We start from the raw sequence: 16,067 nt of genomic DNA on the forward strand, positions 1-16,067 counted from the left end.
CCAGCGCTAAAGGCGATATGGGCAAAAAAGCCCCGCCCCGACAGGAATGCCGGGGCGGGGCGCTTTTCGTCAACGAGACATTTCGAGAAGGGCTGGGCCCTTAGCGGAACATCGCGCTGATCGATTCTTCATTGCTGATGCGGCGGACCGCCTCGGCAACTACCGGTGCGATATCCAGTTGGCGGATACGCGCACAGGCTTGTGCTGCAGCGGACAGAGGAATGGTGTTAGTCACCACCAACTCGTCCAGCACGGAATTTTCGATGTTTTCGATCGCCCGACCCGACAGCACAGGGTGCGTGCAGTAGGCGAAAACCTTGGCAGCGCCATGCTCTTTCAAGGCCTTGGCCGCGTGGCACAGGGTGCCGGCGGTATCGACCATGTCATCGACCAGAATACAGGTACGCCCTTCGACATCACCGATGATATGCATCACTTCAGAGTGATTGGCTTTCTCACGGCGTTTGTCGATGATCCCGAGATCCACGCCCAGGGATTTGGCAACGGCACGTGCACGCACGACGCCACCAATGTCCGGGGACACGATCATCAGGTTTTCGAAGCGCTGATCTTCGATGTCATCCACCAGAACCGGGGAGCCGTAGATGTTATCTACCGGAATATCGAAGAAACCCTGGATTTGGTCAGCATGCAGATCAACCGTGAGAACACGGTCGATGCCGACTACGGTAAGCATGTCAGCCACGACTTTCGCGCTGATAGCCACACGTGCGGAACGCGGACGGCGATCCTGACGGGCATAACCAAAGTAAGGAATAACAGCAGTGATACGAGTAGCCGAGGAGCGGCGGAAGGCATCAGCCATCACTACCAGTTCCATCAGGTTATCGTTGGTCGGAGCGCAAGTCGGCTGAATAATGAAGACGTCTTTACCGCGAACGTTTTCATTGATCTCGGCTGTAATTTCGCCGTCGGAGAATTTACCGACAGAGATGTCACCGAGAGGGATATGCAGCTGACGTACGACACGCCGAGCCAGATCGGGGTTAGCGTTCCCCGTAAAGACCATCATCTTGGACACGCGCAGTACCTGAAGGCTGAGGGTAACCTGGATGAGTATAGGAAAATGGCAGGGGCGGCTGGATTCGAACCAACGCATGGCAGGATCAAAACCTGCTGCCTTACCGCTTGGCGACGCCCCTGTATCTGTTGCAACGATTACCCAGTAATCGGTTCCTTTAGAGCAGACTTTGCAGCTTGCGATGCAACATCGAAACGTTGCTTCCTTTTGCTACAAATCCTGTAAGGGTCTCTGTCAGAAGGGCCGAGACTTTATCAGCTTCAGCTTTGCTTGGGAAGCCCCCAAACACACAACTTCCAGTTCCGGTGAGTTTTGCTTCGGTAAATTTACCTAACAAATTCAAAGCGTTACGTACCTCTGGATAACGCCTTGTTACCACCGGCAAGCAGTCATTTCGACTGTTTCCCTTGGGAACGGGGCGCACTTTAATGGGAGGAGTGTTACGTGTCAACAACGGATCTGAAAAAATTTCTGCCGTACTAACAGAGACTTGCGGCACCAGCACCAGATACCACGGTTCTTCCGGGTCCACAGGGGTCAGTTTCTCCCCCACGCCCTCGGCGAAAGCCGCGTGGCCACGTACGAAAACCGGGACGTCGGCGCCCAGCGTCAACCCCAGTCCGGCCAGGCGATCTTCATCCCAGCCCAATTGCCACAGATGATTCAAGCCCAGCAATGTTGTTGCGGCATTCGAGCTGCCGCCACCGATGCCGCCGCCCATGGGCAGGATCTTGTCGATCCAGATATCGACGCCCAGCGAGCAAGCGGATTGCTCCTGCAGTTTTCTGGCGGCCTTGACGATCAGGTTGCTGTCGTGGGGAACACCTTCGAACTCAGTGTGCAGATGAATGACACCGTCATCGCGCAGGGCGTAGGTGATTTCGTCGCCGTAATCGAGAAACTGAAACATCGTCTGCAGTTCGTGGTAGCCGTCTTCGCGGCGACCCAGGATGTGCAGCATCAAATTGAGTTTGGCTGGCGAGGGCAGCGTCAGGCGATTGGCCGGCATGTCACGACCCCAGTTTGCGCGGTTGCCAGATCTTGATCACCAGCGTGACATCAAGGTCGGTGCCGCTGAGCTTGATGCGCTCGGGTAGCCAGAAACCGTTTTGCTGGGTGTAGGTGGTGTAGTCGACCTTCCAGCCATCCTGTTCAAGGCTCGCCAGGCGGCTGTCGCCGTCCAGGGTCAGGCGACTTTTGCTGTCGGGAGCCGGGAGCCCGCGCACCCACCAGGCCAGGTTGGACACCGGCAGCTTCCAGCCAAGCTGTTCTTCGAGCAGCACTTCCGGATTCGGCGCGTCGTAACGTCCCTGGTTGGCGACTTCCAGCGACACCTTGCCCGGGCGTCCGGTCAGGCGAGCCGCGCCGCGGCCCAGTGGTCCCGACAGGCGAATGTCGTAGTAATCCTGGCGCTGCAACCAGAACAGCGTGCCGCTGCCCGAGTCTTTCGGGGCACGGATGCCGATCTTGCCGTCGATCTGCCAGCCATCGAGGCCGGTCAGTTGCTGTTTGTGCTCACGCCATTGGGCGGCGTTGCCATGGCCCTCGACCGACTCACGGGGACCCAGGCCTGCGCAACCGGCGAGCAGGGCGATAAAGCTGAAAACGATGAAATGGCGCAAAAACATAATCTTAAAGAGTCTCTGATCCGGTCAGGCGTTTGATGGTGCCGCGCAGGGTCGGGCTGTCAGGCTGTTCCTTGAGGAACTTGCCCCAGACTTGTTTCGCTTCACGCTGTTTGCCGTTGGCCCACAGGACTTCACCCAGGTGAGCGGCGACTTCCTGATCGGGGAAGCGATCCAGGGCCTGGCGCAGCAGGCGCTCGGCTTCGTCGAGATTGCCCAAGCGGTAATTCACCCAGCCAAGGCTGTCGAGTACCGCCGGGTCTTCCGGACTGATCTGGTGCGCCTGTTCGATCAGGGCCTTGGCTTCGGCGTAGCGCGTGGTGCGGTCGGACAGGGTGTAGCCCAGGGCATTCAACGCCATGGCATTGTCCGGGTCGCGCTTGATGATCGTACGCAGGTCTTTTTCCATCTGCGCCAGATCATTGCGTTTTTCCGCCTGCATGGCGCGGGTGTAGAGCAGGTTCAGGTCGTCCGGGTATTTCTGCAAGGCCTGTTGCAGAGCATTCCAGGCCTTGTCGCCCTGATTGTTGGCGGACAGGGTTTCGACTTCGATCAGGTACAACTGGATGGCGTAATCTGGCTGCTCATCGCGCTCTGCCGCCAGCTTGCGTTGCGCTTCGGCGGTCTTGCCGTTGTTGATCAGGATGTCGGCCTGACGCAATTGCGCCGGCAGGAAGTCGTTGCCCGGGCCAACCTTGGCGTATTCGATCAGTGCGCCTTGCGGGTCGTTTTGTTCTTCGGCGATGCGGCCGAGGTTCAGGTGCGCCGAGTCGACATGGCTTTCCCGGGCGATCAGGTCTTCAAGATGACCCTTGGCCTCATTCCAGTCCTTGGCTTCCAGGCACACCAGCGCCAGGGAGTAACGCAGTTCGTCGTCTTCCGGGTATTGCTGGACCAGGCTCGAGAACTCGGCCTTGGCGTCGTCCATGCGGTCCTGTTCAACCAGCATCCTCGCGTAAGTCAGGCGCAGGCGCTTGTCGTCCGGGTATTTCTTGATGCTTTTCTGCAGCAGCGGCAGGGCTTCGTCACCGCGATTCAAGGTTTGCAGCAGGCGTGCGCGCAGCAGGATCGGCGCAATTTCGCCGTCCTCTGGCGGATTGTCTTCCAGCAGCTTCAGCGCGCCCTTGGCGTCGCCATCCTGTTGCATCAGCAAGGCCTTGCCGAAAATCAGCTGGCCGTTGTCCGGATGACGCTGCAACAAACGATCGAAGCTTTTCATCAAGCCGTTGCGGGTGTCCTGGTCGGTGTCGGCCGCGGACAGCGCAAGGAAGTCGAAATGGGTGTCGCCTTTGCCTTGCAGGACTTTCTCCATATAGACCATGGAGTCGTCATAACGCCCGGCGCGTGCCAGTTGCACGGCGGCGGCGCGTTGCGCTTCGAGGTCGTCGGGGGCGTTCCTGGCCCAGATCAGCGCAGTATCCAGGGCTGCCTGGTCGGCGCCCAGATATTCGGCGATACGAAATGCCCGCTCGGAGATGCCCGGATCCTGGGTGTTGATGGCCTGGGTCACATAGTTGTCCAGGGCAATGTCAAAACGATTGCGCTGGCCGGCCAGTTCGGCGCTCAACAGGCTGAAGATGGTTTCCTCGCTGAATGGGCTGTAGACCTTGGGCTTTTCAGGGGCCGGGGTGCTGTCTTCAACCGGCGGCGCACCGTCCGACGAAACGGGTGCCAAGGCTTGGCAGCCGCTGAGGAAGACAAGAGCGAGGAGCAACGCGGAGGATCTATTCATATAGGAAGAGGACGACTAACCTGCGGTCGGATCATCATGACACAAGCTTTCGAGCAAACATAACCGGCCCGGCAATTTACCTGCCAGCCCGATCCGCGTCGCCCTGATGCTTGTGTAAACGAGAACTGCTCGCAGCCCGCGGCGGCGCCTGATGGGGCGATAGATATCGAGTAGTTGTTCTGATTCCGTCGAAGTAGGACAATTGCCGGCTTCACGTCACCATCAGCGACTTTGAATGGCCTTCCTTGCACTCGGTATTAACCACAAGACTGCTTCAGTAGACGTCCGCGAGCGCGTGGCTTTTACCCCTGAGCAGCTGGTTGAGGCCTTGCAGCAGCTCTGCCGACTCACCGACAGCCGCGAAGCTGCGATCCTCTCCACCTGCAATCGCAGTGAACTCTATATAGAACAGGATCACCTGTCGGCAGACGTCGTGCTGCGCTGGCTGGCCGAATATCATCATTTGAGCTACGACGAGCTGCGCGAAAGCGCCTATGTGCATGAAGATGATGCGGCAGTTCGTCACATGATGCGGGTGGCTTCCGGGCTCGACTCGCTGGTGTTGGGCGAACCGCAGATTCTTGGCCAGATGAAATCGGCCTATGCCGTGGCACGCGAGGCCGGCACCATCGGGCCGTTGCTCGGTAGGCTGTTCCAGGCCACGTTCAATGCGGCCAAGCAGGTGCGCACCGACACGGCCATCGGCGAGAACCCGGTGTCGGTAGCGTTTGCCGCGGTAAGCCTGGCCAAGCAGATTTTCAGCGACCTGCAACGCAGCCAGGCCTTGTTGATCGGCGCCGGCGAGACCATCACCCTGGTCGCCCGCCATCTGCATGACCTGGGTGTAAAGCGCATTGTGGTCGCCAACCGTACCCTGGAGCGCGCAAGCATTCTGGCCGAACAGTTCGGTGCCCATGCGGTGTTGTTGTCGGATATTCCGGCAGAACTGGTGCGCAGCGATATCGTCATCAGTTCCACCGCCAGTCAGTTGCCGATTCTGGGCAAGGGTGCGGTGGAAAGCGCCTTGAAACTGCGCAAGCACAAACCGATCTTCATGGTGGATATCGCTGTTCCCCGCGACATCGAGCCAGAAGTCGGCGAACTGGACGACGTTTACCTCTATAGCGTCGACGACCTCCACGAAGTGGTTGCCGAGAACCTCAAGAGCCGCCAGGGCGCAGCCCAGGCCGCCGAAGAGATGGTCTCGATCGGTGCCGAAGATTTCATGATCCGCCTGCGCGAATTGGCGGCGGTGGACGTGCTCAAGGCCTATCGTCAACAGAGCGAACGCCTGCGCGATGAAGAATTGCAAAAGGCCCAGCGCATGCTGGCCAACGGCACCAGTGCCGAAGAGGTGCTGGTGCAACTGGCCCGCGGGCTGACCAACAAACTGTTGCACGCACCGAGCGTGCAGTTGAAAAAGCTCTCTGCCGAAGGTCGCCTGGATGCGCTGGCGATGGCCCAGGAACTCTTTGCCCTCGGTGAGGGCTCATCGGATAGCTTTTCGGATAAAAAACCGCAATGAAAGCGTCACTGCTCAATAAGCTGGATATCCTCCAGGACCGTTTCGAGGAATTGACCGCCCTGTTGGGCGATGGCGAGGTCATTTCCGATCAGAACAAGTTCCGCACCTATTCCAAGGAGTACGCGGAAGTTGAACCGATCGTGGGCGCCTATAAAGAACTGCTGAAAGTGCAGGACGACCTCGAAGGCGCCCAGGCACTGCTCAAGGACAGCGACCCGGACATGCGGGAAATGGCCGTGGAAGAAGTCCGCGAGGCCAAGGAACGCCTGGTCACGCTCGAAGCCGACCTGCAGCGCATGCTGCTGCCCAAGGACCCGAACGACGGCCGCAACGTGTTCCTCGAGATCCGTGCCGGTACCGGTGGTGACGAAGCGGCGATTTTCTCCGGCGACCTGTTCCGCATGTATTCGCGTTACGCCGAGCGTCGTGGCTGGCGGGTGGAGATCCTTTCGGAGAACGAGGGTGAACACGGCGGCTATAAAGAGGTGATTGCCCGGGTCGAGGGCGACAACGTCTACGGCAAGCTGAAGTTCGAATCCGGCGCGCACCGCGTGCAGCGGGTTCCGGCGACCGAATCCCAAGGCCGCATTCACACGTCGGCCTGCACCGTGGCGGTATTGCCCGAGCCGGACGAACAGGAAGCCATCGAGATCAACCCGGCCGATCTGCGCATCGATACCTATCGCTCCTCCGGCGCCGGTGGCCAGCACGTCAACAAGACCGACTCGGCGATCCGTATCACGCACTTGCCATCCGGTATTGTGGTCGAGTGCCAGGAAGAACGTTCACAGCACAAGAACCGCGCCCGGGCGATGTCCTGGTTGTCGGCCAAGCTGAACGATCAGCAGACCTCCGCCGCGGCCAACGCCATCGCCAGCGAGCGCAAGTTGCTGGTCGGTTCCGGCGACCGCTCAGAGCGTATCCGCACCTATAATTTTGCCCAGGGCCGGGTCACCGATCATCGGGTCAACCTGACCTTGTATTCCCTCGACGAGATCCTCGCCGGCGGTGTCGAGGCGGTGATCGAGCCGTTGCTGGCCGAGTACCAGGCCGATCAACTGGCAGCGATAGGTGAGTAAATGACGATCATTGCCAGTTTGTTGCGCGCCGCCGATTTACCCGACTCGCCGACGGCGCGTCTGGATGCCGAACTGCTGCTGGCGGCGGCCTTGGGCAAGTCCCGCAGTTTCCTGCATACCTGGCCGGAGCGCATCGTGCCGAGCGAAGCGGCGCTGACGTTCGCCGAGTATTTGCAGCGCCGCCGCAGCGGTGAGCCGGTGGCCTATATCCTCGGCCAGCAGGGTTTCTGGAAGCTGGACCTGGAAGTGGCACCGCACACGCTGATCCCGCGCCCCGACACCGAACTGCTGGTGGAAGCCGCGCTGGAACTGTTGCCGGCAACACCAGCCAAGGTACTCGACCTTGGCACGGGCAGCGGCGCGATTGCCCTGGCCCTGGCCAGCGAGCGTCCGGCCTGGAGCGTCACTGCCGTGGATCGTGTCCTGGAAGCCGTGGCCCTGGCCGAACGCAATCGCCAGCGCCTGCACCTGGACAACGCCACCGTGCTGAGCAGCCATTGGTTCAGCGCCCTGGAAGGTCAGCGTTTTCAACTGATCATCAGCAATCCGCCCTACATCGCAGCGGCCGATCCGCATCTGGTCGAGGGCGACGTGCGCTTTGAACCGGCCAGCGCCCTGGTGGCGGGTGTCGACGGGCTCGACGATCTGCGCTTGATCGTTGCCCAGGCACCGGACCATCTGGACGCCGGCGGTTGGCTGATGCTCGAACACGGCTATGATCAGGCCGAGGCGGTTCGCGATTTGCTGCTGACCCGGGGTTTCGAAGAAGTCCACAGCCGCACCGATCTGGGCGGTCATCAACGCATCAGTCTGGGGCGCCTGCCGTGCTGAATGATCAGGAATTGCTGCGTTACAGCCGGCAGATTCTGCTGCAACACATCGATATCGACGGCCAGTTGCGGCTCAAGGAAAGCCGCGTATTGATCGTCGGTCTTGGCGGTCTTGGCGCGCCAGTGGCGCTGTATCTGGCGGCCGCCGGCGTTGGTGAGTTGCACCTGGCGGACTTCGATACGGTCGACCTGACCAACCTGCAACGCCAGATCATTCACGACACCGACAGCGTCGGCATGACCAAGGTCGATTCGGCAATCAAGCGCCTGACGGCGATCAACCCCGAGATTCAACTGATCGCCCATAGTGCGGCGCTGGACGAAGACTCCCTGGCCGCCGTAGTGGCCAGAGTGGATCTGGTCCTCGATTGTTCTGACAATTTTTCCACCCGTGAAGCGGTCAACGCCGCTTGTGTGGCGGCCGGTAAACCGCTGGTCAGCGGCGCGGCGATCCGCCTCGAAGGGCAGCTGTCGGTGTTCGATCCGCGTCGACCGGAGAGTCCGTGCTACCACTGTTTATACGGGCACGGCAGCGAAGCCGAATTGACCTGTAGCGAGGCCGGCGTGGTCGGTCCGCTGGTGGGGCTGGTCGGCAGTCTGCAAGCGCTTGAAGCGTTGAAGTTGCTGGCCGGATTCGGCGAGCCGCTGGTGGGGCGCCTGTTGTTGATCGATGCCTTGGGCACGCGCTTCCGTGAACTGCGGGTCAAGCGCGATCCGGGCTGCAGCGTCTGTGGGTCGAAACATGCGTGAAGCGCCGATCGGCGTTTTCGACTCCGGTGTCGGTGGGCTCTCGGTACTGGCCGAGATCCAGCGTTTGCTGCCCAACGAGTCGCTGTTGTACGTCGCCGACTGCGGGAATGTTCCCTACGGCGAAAAATCCCCGGCATTTATCCAGCAACGTTGCAGCGTGATGGCCGACTTCTTTCGGCAACAGGGCGCCAAGGCTTTGGTGCTGGCGTGCAACACGGCGACGGTTGCCGGGGTCGCCGACCTGCGTCGCGACTATCCGGAATGGCCCATCGTTGGCATGGAGCCGGCAGTCAAGCCGGCCGCCGCCGCAACCCGCTCCGGCGTGGTGGGGGTGCTGGCCACCACAGGCACTTTGCAGAGCGCCAAGTTCGCCGCGTTGCTCGACCGCTTCGCCACGGATGTGAAAGTGATCACCCAACCCTGTCCAGGGCTTGTGGAGCTGATTGAAAACGGCGACCTGCGCAGCCCCGAGTTGCGCCAGCTGTTGGCCGGGTATGTCGAGCCACTGCTGGCTGCCGGCGCGGACACTCTGATTCTCGGCTGCACCCATTACCCCTTTCTCAAGCCGATGCTGCGGCAGATGATCCCCGAGGACATCAGCCTGATCGACACCGGCGCCGCCGTCGCGCGACAACTTCAGCGTCTGCTGGCCGAAGGCGAGCTGCTCGCCCAGGGACCTTCCCGTGAGGCACAGTTCTGGACCAGCGCCGATCCGCTTCATTTCAGAAATATCTTGCCGATACTGTGGAATACCTCTGGTGTTGTGCGAAGCTTCAACAGGTAGATGGCTGTCCGGGGGAATACGAAGAGTCGGGGTAAACTTCTGATCAATCGCTGACTTCTATAGTTTTGCAGGGCTTGGTAACAAAAAAAAACCATACGAAATCGTTCGGAAAAGGAAGTTTCAAGTGAAGCGACTATTCTGCTTGGCCGCGATTGCGACCGCACTTTTGGGGCACACTTTTACCGCGCAGGCGGCAGGTGTGGAATTTGCCGTGGGGCAAACCGGCGAGTCGACCATGACCTATCGATTGGGGATGCAATTCGATTGGGACCAGAGCTGGTGGCAGAGCGACGTTGGTCGTCTGACCGGTTACTGGGACGGCGCCTATACCTATTGGGAAGGTGACGAGAAATCCAGTAACCACAGCCTGTCGTTCTCACCCGTGCTTGTTTATGAGTTTGCCGGCCAGAACGTCAAACCCTACATCGAGTTTGGGATTGGCGTGGCGGCGTTTGCCAGCACCGAAGTCGAAAGCAACGATCTGGGCAGCGCCTTTCAGTTCGAAGACCGCTTTGGTTTCGGTTTGCGCTTTGCCGGCGGACATGAAGTCGGGGTTCGTGCGACGCACTATTCCAACGCCGGGATCACCACTCCGAACGATGGTGTAGAAAGTTACGCATTGCATTACACGATGCCGTTGTAAGCACCACGGTTTCAGCGGGTTGTAAATCCCTCTGTGGGAGCGAGCTTACTCGCGATGACGATGTTTCATTCAACATCAATGTTGAGTCTGAAATCGCTATCGCGAGCAAGCTCGCCCCCACAGGGGGGGGGGGCACGTGGTTTTCCAGTTCAGCGATACGCCGTTGAAATCCCCTGGCGTTCGTCGATGCACTCCGGAGCGCCCATCTCGAACTCCCGGCAGATCAGCGGGCGTTTTTCGTAGATCGTGCACATCATCGTGTTGCGATCCAGCGCGGCACACCAACCGTCATCCAGGCGCAACATCACTTCCCCGCCCCAGTCATCGGTATCGATGAACCGTTCAGGCACGCCCGTATCTGTGATCAGCATGACTTCGAGCTGGCAGCAGCAAGCTGCGCAGGTCGAGCAGGTGACCGCGGGTTCCGCGATTTGCGTATGGGGGATGGTTTTCATGGCGCGCAGTGTAAGGCAGTCACCGGGTACTGTGTGAAAGGTCTGACGGACGCTCAAATATCGGAGCGCCCGAGACACCGCCGCCATTGATGACGACTTTCAGGGTTGATCCTTGATCGGCGGCTGGCTGCGCACCATGCGTTTGCCGATCTCCAGTTTTACTTGGTCCGGCCGCTTGGAGAGTGGCCAGAGGGCGGCCATGAACGCTGCCGGGAAAGCGATTTCCAACGGGCGGTCCTTGAGTTTTTCGAAGATGTGCCGCGCGGCTTTCTCCACCGGCCAGCTCAAGGCCATGGGCGAGTCGTTTTTTGCCGTCAGCGGCGTATCGACGAACCCGGGGCTGATTACCGTGAGTTCTATGCCTTCCGGGGCCAGGTCGATGCGCAGGGATTCGAACAGATAACGTAGCCCGGCCTTCGAAGTGCCGTAGGCTTCTGCCTTGGGCAGCGGCAGGTAGGTCACCGTACTGGCCATGGCCACCATATGCGGTGCGGTGCCGGCACGCAGCAATGGCAGGGCGGCGTCGATGCAATAGCTGTTGGCCAACAGGTTAGTGCGCACCACATGCTCGACAATCGACGCATCGAACTGCTTGGCATCCACGTACTCGCAGGTGCCGGCGTTCAGTATCACGGTGTCCAGCGAGCCCCAGTCCTCGGCAATCTGCTCGCCGATCTCGCGTACGGTCTGGCTGTTGGTCAGGTCTCCGGGGACCACCAGCACTTGCCCCGGATAACGTAGCGACAAGTCTTTCAGGGGGGCCACGGTGCGCGAACTGACGGCCAGGTGCGCACCGGTTTTCAGGATTTCTTCGGCCAGGGCGGCACCGATGCCGCTGCTTGCACCGGTCAGCCAGTATCGTCGTGCGAGTGTCCGACTCATCCCAATCTCCTTTTCAGCCAGGCAATTGCCCGGCCCAATACGGGTAAATGTTCATAAAGCAAAGCCCCCGGCATCGAAGTAATCCCGGTGGCGGTAATTCATGACCCAGCGGCGGCGTATTGCCGTGAGGGCAGGTTTTTGAATGCCGTCAACGCACGTGTACGGGAAGTACCCAGGTCGACGATCGGTGAGGGGTAATCCACAACACCGAAAAGGCCGCCGAGATTGGCGGGGTTGTGCACGTCTTTTTTATTCAACCCGGCCAGTTCTGGCAACCACTGCTTGATGAATACGCCTTCGGGGTCGAATTTTTCCGACTGGCTCAGCGGGTTGAAAATCCGGAAGTAAGGCGCCGAGTCGGTGCCGGTGGAAGAACTCCACTGCCAGCCACCATTGTTCGCCGCCAGGTCGCCATCGATCAGGTGACGCATGAAAAAGCGTTCGCCTTCGCGCCAGTCGATCAGCAGGTTTTTGGTCAGGAACATCGCCACCACCATGCGCAGGCGGTTGTGCATCCAGCCGGTTGCCAGCAGTTGGCGCATGGCGGCGTCGATGATCGGCAAGCCAGTACGCGCCTGTTGCCAGGCGGCCAGCTCTTCTGGGGCGTTGCGCCAGGCCAGCGCTTCGGTTTCCGAACGAAACGCGCGGTGCCGGGAAACCCGTGGGTAGCCTACCAGGATGTGTTTGTAGAACTCGCGCCACAGCAGTTCGTTGATCCAGGTGACGGCGCCGGTCTTGCCGCTTTCGAATTCACCTTGATTGCTGTTCAAGGCGGCGTGCAGGCATTGGCGCGCAGAAATCACCCCGGCGGCGAGATAGGCCGAGAGCTGACTGGTGCCGGGCTTCGCCGGGAAATCCCGTTCGCTTTGATAGTGCTCGATCTGCACATCGCTAAAGCTGTCGAGGCGACGCCGGGCTTCGGCTTCGCCCGCCGGCCACAGGTTGCGCAGGTTATCAGCGGGTGTTGCGAAGCCGTCGACACTCAAGGGGATCGCATCGCTGGCAATGTTCAGCGGCGCTTGTTTGTGCGGCGCGCGGACCAGGCTGGGCAGCGAGTGGTGCAGTCGTTCGTAGCAGACTTTGCGGAACTGGCTGAAGACCTGAAAGTAAGTGCCGGTGCGGGTCAGCACGCTCCCGGGCTTGAACAGCAATTGATCGAGGTAGCGGCGAACTTCGATCCCTTCAGCCTGTAGCGTCCGGGCGACCGCTGCATCGCGACGGGACTCGTGGATGCCGTATTCCTCGTTGAGGTGCAACGCATCGACCTGCCACTGTCGGCACAGGTTCAGCAATACGCTGGGTGCGTCATCCCAGCGAGGGGCCTGGCGGATCAGCAGGGGAATGTTCAGTTGACCCAGTTCGCGGCTCAACTCGCGCAGGTTGCGCAGCCAGAAGTCCACTTTGCAGGGCGCATCGTCGTGTTCCAGCCATTGTTCCGGACTCAGCAGGTACACCGCCAAGCACGGGCCGCGAGCCGCGGCGGCCGAGAGGGCGGTGTTGTCATGTAGGCGCAAGTCGCTGCGCAGCCAGATCAATTGCATTTTGGTATCCACGCGATCCATTTAAATCAACCCGCGCTGAACGAGTGCCTGATGTGCCGACAACGGATCTTCGGCCAGGTACAGATCAGCGATCACGGCAGTACTTGCGGACAACTCGGTGTGGTGGATGCATACCGTTGGTCCGGCAATCATTTTTGGGCAACTGACACCTTTGAAAAGTTTCGGCAGCTGCGCCGGATTCAGGGCTTTGCTTGAGTACAGCAGAACTCCTCGGGGTTGCAGAAGTTCGACCGCCAATGCCAATTCTCCGACAGGCAGCGGCCAGTCGAAGACCTCCACCGGGCAATCCGCGCTGCTGATCAGCCAGGCCGTGAGCCACAGGTGCGGTTCCACAGGCAGGTCCGAGTGGTTGACCAGCAGCAGCGGCGCGGTGCGCAACTGACGATTGTTATGGTAGATGCGCGCTCCGAACTTGCTGCGCAACCAGGCACAAAAAAAGCCCCGCTCCATCTGCGCCCCGAACTGGCCTTGCCAGCGTTGCTCCAGAGCGGCCAGCAAGGGCATTAGCAATTGCTCGCACAGGGTTCGCGGCGGATACAGCGCCATCGCCTGATTGACGCTGTCATCCAGGGCGCGTTCCTGCAATCGGCTGACTGCCTGCAGCAACGTTTGCAGCAAGGCGTGCCAATCGTTGTCGACGGACTCGCTGAAGGCTTGCGGCGTGTCGAGCAATGGTTTGACCTGGCTGACGGCAACGCCACGGTTGAGCCAGGTGAGGATGGTCTGGATGCGTTGTACGTGGTCGGCCGAGAACAACCGATGGCCCTTGGGCGTGCGTAGCGGCACGATCAGACCGTAGCGCCGCTCCCAGGCACGCAAGGTCACGGCATTGACTCCGGTCTGCCGCGCCACCTCACGGATCGGCAGCCAGCCTTCGTCCAGCGCCTTTTTAAAGTCATCGCCGAGGTCTTCGCGGGCGCTGGTGTCGAGTGCTTTTTTCATCAAATGGCGTTTCGCAGGCTGAGGTTTTCCGGGTGCGGTTGCAGGTAAACCTGCTGTGCGATGTACGGATCGGGGTGTTGGCGAAAGTGATGTTTGAGCAGTGTCAGCGGCACCACCAGCGGCACGATGCCCAGACGGTACTGGCTGATCACGTGCTGCACCTCCCGCTTGTCTTCGCCGCTGATGGCCTGTTTCAGGTAGCCACTGAGGTGTTGCAGGACGTTGGTGTGAGTGCGACGTGTGGCGCATTTTTTCAGCGCAGCCATCAGTTCGCTGAAATATCGGGGGCCCAGTTCCTGTGGATCGGTTTTGCCCATGTTGCCCAGCAGGTTGCCCAGGGTTTTGTATTGCACCGGGTTGTGGGCCATCAGCAGGTATTTGTAGCGCGAATGAAAGTCCGTGAGACCGCGCCGGCTCATGCCCTCTTGGCGTAGCTGCTGCCAGGCGCTGTAGGCGAACACTCGGGTGAGGAAGTTTTCCCGCAGCACCGGATCGTTGAGCCGGCCGTCTTCCTCCACCGGCAAGTCCGGGTGCCGCAGGCAGAAGGCCCGGGCGTAGATCCCGCGCCCGCCACTGTCCGCCCGTGCGCCGTTGGCGTGGTAGACCTTGACCCGCTCCAGGCCGCAGGACGGGGAATTTTGCATGAAGATGTAGCCACAAATACCCCGCAGATGCTCTGCCATTTCCTGGCCGTAGGTGGCCAGCGGTTGTGTCACGTTAAGGTTGTGATCGAGGGTGCCCAGGGCTTCGGGTTGATCTGCACTGGCCACCAGCCGAATCGGTTGGCGGGGTACGCCCAGGCCGATGGCCACTTCCGGGCAGACCGGGATGAAATCGAAGTAGTCAGTGAGGGTGCGGCTGCACAACCGCGATTCCTTGTGTCCGCCGTTGTAGCGTACGTCGAGCCCCATCAGGCAGGCGCTGATGGCGATTTTCGGTTTGGCGGGGGAGTGGAGCATCGGAGCACCTCGAATCTAAACCTGTACAAACATTCGGGTCTGTACAAGATAACTTCATCATAGATTCGAAGTTGTACAAGTCAAATTATTTGTATAGGTTTTTGACGGGCTGCTGTCAGGGCGACAGCAGCGATTTGCTCGGATTGATGCTCTTTACTGCAGGTGCTCATGCAAGCGGCGGGCGGCCTCCTGACCGCTGAGCCAGGCCCCTTCGACGCGTCCGGACAGGCACCAGTCGCCACAGGCGTACAGCCCCAGGTCGGCATCGGCCAGGGTGCCCCATTCGTGACTGCTGGCGGGGCGGGCGTAGAGCCAGCGGTGGGCGAGGCTGAAGCTCGGCGCGGGCATTGAATCGTGCAGCAGTTCGGCAAATGCGCCGTGCAACTGTTCGATCACCGCTTCCTTGGACAGGTCGATGTGCTGGCGACTCCAGGCGCTGGTGGCATGCAAGACCCAGGTGTCGAGGGTGTTGTCGCGTCCGGGTTTACTGCGGTTTCGGGCCAGCCAGTCGAGGGGGCTGTCCTGTACGAAGCAGCCTTCCATGGGCGTTTCCAGCGGCGTTTCGAAGGCCAGGGCGATGGCCCAGGTCGGGTCCATTTTCACCCCGGCGGCGGCCCCGGCGAGTTTCGGCGCAGATGCCAGCAGAGCCGTGGCCTGTGGGGCCGGCGTGGCGATGACCACATGGCTGAACGGTCCGTGGGTGAAGCCTTCGGCGTCCTGCAGGTGCCAGTGTTCTTCACCGCGATAGACCTCGGTGATCCGGCAGGCGAAATGCACTTCGAGGTCACCGAGCAGGGCGCGGGTGATGGCGCTCATGCGAGGCGTGCCGACCCAGCGGGTCTGCTCGTCCGGCGACAGGTTGAGTTGGCCGCCATGGTAGGTGTACAGCTGCGGCGTCCACTCGGCGACCCAGCCCTTGGCTTGCCAGCGCTGGACTTCGTTGACAAAACGCCGGTCGCGGGCAGTGAAATACTGCGCGCCCATGTCCAGAGCACCCGCATCGCTGCGCTTGCTCGACATGCGCCCGCCGCTGCCGCGACTTTTATCGAACAGTTGGACCACGTGCCCTAGGTCCGTCAGGGCCTGGGCGGCGGAGAGTCCGGCAATGCCGGTGCCGATGATTGCGATAGGTACAGTCATAGGGGCCTCGTTTACCTTTCTGTACAGACTACGCCGGGGTTCAAACCTGTACAATATTGTTTTTTGGTATAACTTTTAGCGTTCTCGATCTGACAGGTTGGCCTATTGTTAAACACA

16 protein-coding genes, 1 tRNA gene and 1 pseudogene are annotated in these 16,067 nt (G+C 60.3%); 6 read left to right on the forward strand and 12 right to left on the reverse strand.

Annotated elements, in window-relative coordinates; genetic code table 11:
* Nucleotides 1-100: 100 nt before the first annotated feature.
* The 5 genes from KW840_RS00180 to KW840_RS00200 all read right to left on the reverse strand — a co-directional run bounded on the left by KW840_RS00180 (nt 101) and on the right by KW840_RS00200 (nt 4,399).
* Complete coding sequence (locus KW840_RS00180; protein ID WP_003171603.1) at nt 101-1,042, reverse strand: ribose-phosphate pyrophosphokinase; 942 nt, start codon at nt 1,040-1,042, stop codon at nt 101-103.
* A gap of 46 nt (nt 1,043-1,088) precedes the next feature.
* A tRNA-Gln gene (locus KW840_RS00185) sits at nt 1,089-1,163 on the reverse strand.
* 36 nt (nt 1,164-1,199) lie between these two features.
* Nucleotides 1,200-2,051 carry a 4-(cytidine 5'-diphospho)-2-C-methyl-D-erythritol kinase gene (ispE, locus tag KW840_RS00190; RefSeq protein ID WP_057713314.1) on the reverse strand — a complete coding sequence of 284 codons (852 nt, stop codon included), beginning with the start codon at nt 2,049-2,051 and terminating at the stop codon, nt 1,200-1,202.
* Between the two features lies 1 nt (nt 2,052).
* Nucleotides 2,053-2,670, reverse strand: a complete 618-nt coding sequence (gene lolB, locus KW840_RS00195) for a lipoprotein insertase outer membrane protein LolB (protein WP_218494208.1) — start codon at nt 2,668-2,670, stop codon at nt 2,053-2,055.
* A gap of 4 nt (nt 2,671-2,674) precedes the next feature.
* Nucleotides 2,675-4,399, reverse strand: coding sequence for a tetratricopeptide repeat protein (locus tag KW840_RS00200; RefSeq protein ID WP_150814904.1), 1,725 nt, complete (start codon nt 4,397-4,399; stop codon nt 2,675-2,677).
* Between the two features lie 235 nt (nt 4,400-4,634).
* Here KW840_RS00200 and hemA point away from each other — a divergent pair, with 235 nt between their 5' ends.
* The 6 genes from hemA to KW840_RS00230 all read left to right on the forward strand — a co-directional run bounded on the left by hemA (nt 4,635) and on the right by KW840_RS00230 (nt 10,010).
* Nucleotides 4,635-5,924 carry a glutamyl-tRNA reductase gene (gene hemA / locus KW840_RS00205; protein ID WP_057713317.1) on the forward strand — a complete coding sequence of 430 codons (1,290 nt, stop codon included), beginning with the start codon at nt 4,635-4,637 and terminating at the stop codon, nt 5,922-5,924.
* On the forward strand, nt 5,921-7,003 hold the full coding sequence (gene prfA / locus KW840_RS00210) for a peptide chain release factor 1 (RefSeq protein WP_007981853.1): 1,083 nt from the start codon (nt 5,921-5,923) through the stop codon (nt 7,001-7,003). Before hemA ends, prfA begins: the two co-directional genes overlap by 4 nt.
* Nucleotides 7,004-7,834 carry a peptide chain release factor N(5)-glutamine methyltransferase gene (prmC, locus tag KW840_RS00215; protein WP_090457656.1) on the forward strand — a complete coding sequence of 277 codons (831 nt, stop codon included), beginning with the start codon at nt 7,004-7,006 and terminating at the stop codon, nt 7,832-7,834.
* Nucleotides 7,828-8,583: a molybdopterin-synthase adenylyltransferase MoeB gene (locus KW840_RS00220; protein ID WP_218494209.1), complete on the forward strand. Its 756-nt coding sequence runs from the start codon at nt 7,828-7,830 to the stop codon at nt 8,581-8,583. Before prmC ends, KW840_RS00220 begins: the two co-directional genes overlap by 7 nt.
* Complete coding sequence (gene murI / locus KW840_RS00225; RefSeq protein WP_150814906.1) at nt 8,576-9,367, forward strand: glutamate racemase; 792 nt, start codon at nt 8,576-8,578, stop codon at nt 9,365-9,367. Before KW840_RS00220 ends, murI begins: the two co-directional genes overlap by 8 nt.
* Before the next feature lie 124 nt (nt 9,368-9,491).
* Nucleotides 9,492-10,010, forward strand: coding sequence for an acyloxyacyl hydrolase (locus tag KW840_RS00230; RefSeq protein WP_057713321.1), 519 nt, complete (start codon nt 9,492-9,494; stop codon nt 10,008-10,010).
* Nucleotides 10,011-10,159: 149 nt separating this feature from the next.
* On the opposite strand, the gene KW840_RS00235 is transcribed toward KW840_RS00230, so the two are convergent.
* From KW840_RS00235 to KW840_RS00265, 7 genes and pseudogenes are all read right to left on the reverse strand, one after another.
* On the reverse strand, nt 10,160-10,465 hold the full coding sequence (locus KW840_RS00235) for a YkgJ family cysteine cluster protein (RefSeq protein ID WP_007981864.1): 306 nt from the start codon (nt 10,463-10,465) through the stop codon (nt 10,160-10,162).
* Between the two features lie 99 nt (nt 10,466-10,564).
* Nucleotides 10,565-11,347 carry an SDR family oxidoreductase gene (locus KW840_RS00240; RefSeq protein ID WP_218494210.1) on the reverse strand — a complete coding sequence of 261 codons (783 nt, stop codon included), beginning with the start codon at nt 11,345-11,347 and terminating at the stop codon, nt 10,565-10,567.
* Nucleotides 11,344-11,443 (reverse strand): annotated as a pseudogene (locus KW840_RS00245) (nuclear transport factor 2 family protein); the annotation flags it as partial. The gene KW840_RS00240 and the pseudogene KW840_RS00245, both read right to left, overlap by 4 nt.
* A gap of 2 nt (nt 11,444-11,445) precedes the next feature.
* The gene (phrB, locus tag KW840_RS00250; protein ID WP_218494211.1) at nt 11,446-12,888 is read right to left on the reverse strand and encodes a deoxyribodipyrimidine photo-lyase; all 1,443 of its coding nucleotides are present in this window, start codon (nt 12,886-12,888) and stop codon (nt 11,446-11,448) included.
* A gap of 21 nt (nt 12,889-12,909) precedes the next feature.
* Nucleotides 12,910-13,851 (reverse strand): MerR family transcriptional regulator, encoded by a 942-nt coding sequence (locus tag KW840_RS00255; RefSeq protein WP_057713323.1) that lies wholly within the window; start codon nt 13,849-13,851, stop codon nt 12,910-12,912.
* Nucleotides 13,851-14,810 carry a DUF523 and DUF1722 domain-containing protein gene (locus KW840_RS00260; protein ID WP_218494212.1) on the reverse strand — a complete coding sequence of 320 codons (960 nt, stop codon included), beginning with the start codon at nt 14,808-14,810 and terminating at the stop codon, nt 13,851-13,853. Before KW840_RS00260 ends, KW840_RS00255 begins: the two co-directional genes overlap by 1 nt.
* A gap of 153 nt (nt 14,811-14,963) precedes the next feature.
* A complete protein-coding gene (locus KW840_RS00265) occupies nt 14,964-15,950 on the reverse strand; it encodes an NAD(P)/FAD-dependent oxidoreductase (protein WP_057713325.1) in 987 nt (328 codons plus the stop codon).
* Between the last annotated feature and the right edge of the window lie 117 nt (nt 15,951-16,067).

This window comes from Pseudomonas sp. PDM30, assembly GCF_019218985.1.
Taxonomy (GTDB): domain Bacteria; phylum Pseudomonadota; class Gammaproteobacteria; order Pseudomonadales; family Pseudomonadaceae; genus Aquipseudomonas; species Aquipseudomonas jessenii.

Excerpts from the sequence above, each read along its gene's own strand:
- prfA (WP_007981853.1), top strand. The coding sequence starts at position 5,921 with ATGAAAGCGTCACTGCTCAATAAGCTGGATATCCTCCAGGACCGTTTC.
- ispE (WP_057713314.1), bottom strand. The coding sequence starts at position 2,051 with ATGCCGGCCAATCGCCTGACGCTGCCCTCGCCAGCCAAACTCAATTTG.
- KW840_RS00235 (WP_007981864.1), bottom strand. The coding sequence starts at position 10,465 with ATGAAAACCATCCCCCATACGCAAATCGCGGAACCCGCGGTCACCTGC.
- KW840_RS00255 (WP_057713323.1), bottom strand. The coding sequence starts at position 13,851 with ATGAAAAAAGCACTCGACACCAGCGCCCGCGAAGACCTCGGCGATGAC.
- KW840_RS00200 (WP_150814904.1), bottom strand. The coding sequence starts at position 4,399 with ATGAATAGATCCTCCGCGTTGCTCCTCGCTCTTGTCTTCCTCAGCGGC.
- KW840_RS00260 (WP_218494212.1), bottom strand. The coding sequence starts at position 14,810 with ATGCTCCACTCCCCCGCCAAACCGAAAATCGCCATCAGCGCCTGCCTG.
- lolB (WP_218494208.1), bottom strand. The coding sequence starts at position 2,670 with ATGTTTTTGCGCCATTTCATCGTTTTCAGCTTTATCGCCCTGCTCGCC.
- phrB (WP_218494211.1), bottom strand. The coding sequence starts at position 12,888 with ATGCAATTGATCTGGCTGCGCAGCGACTTGCGCCTACATGACAACACC.
- prmC (WP_090457656.1), top strand. The coding sequence starts at position 7,004 with ATGACGATCATTGCCAGTTTGTTGCGCGCCGCCGATTTACCCGACTCG.
- hemA (WP_057713317.1), top strand. The coding sequence starts at position 4,635 with ATGGCCTTCCTTGCACTCGGTATTAACCACAAGACTGCTTCAGTAGAC.
- murI (WP_150814906.1), top strand. The coding sequence starts at position 8,576 with ATGCGTGAAGCGCCGATCGGCGTTTTCGACTCCGGTGTCGGTGGGCTC.
- KW840_RS00265 (WP_057713325.1), bottom strand. The coding sequence starts at position 15,950 with ATGACTGTACCTATCGCAATCATCGGCACCGGCATTGCCGGACTCTCC.
- KW840_RS00240 (WP_218494210.1), bottom strand. The coding sequence starts at position 11,347 with ATGAGTCGGACACTCGCACGACGATACTGGCTGACCGGTGCAAGCAGC.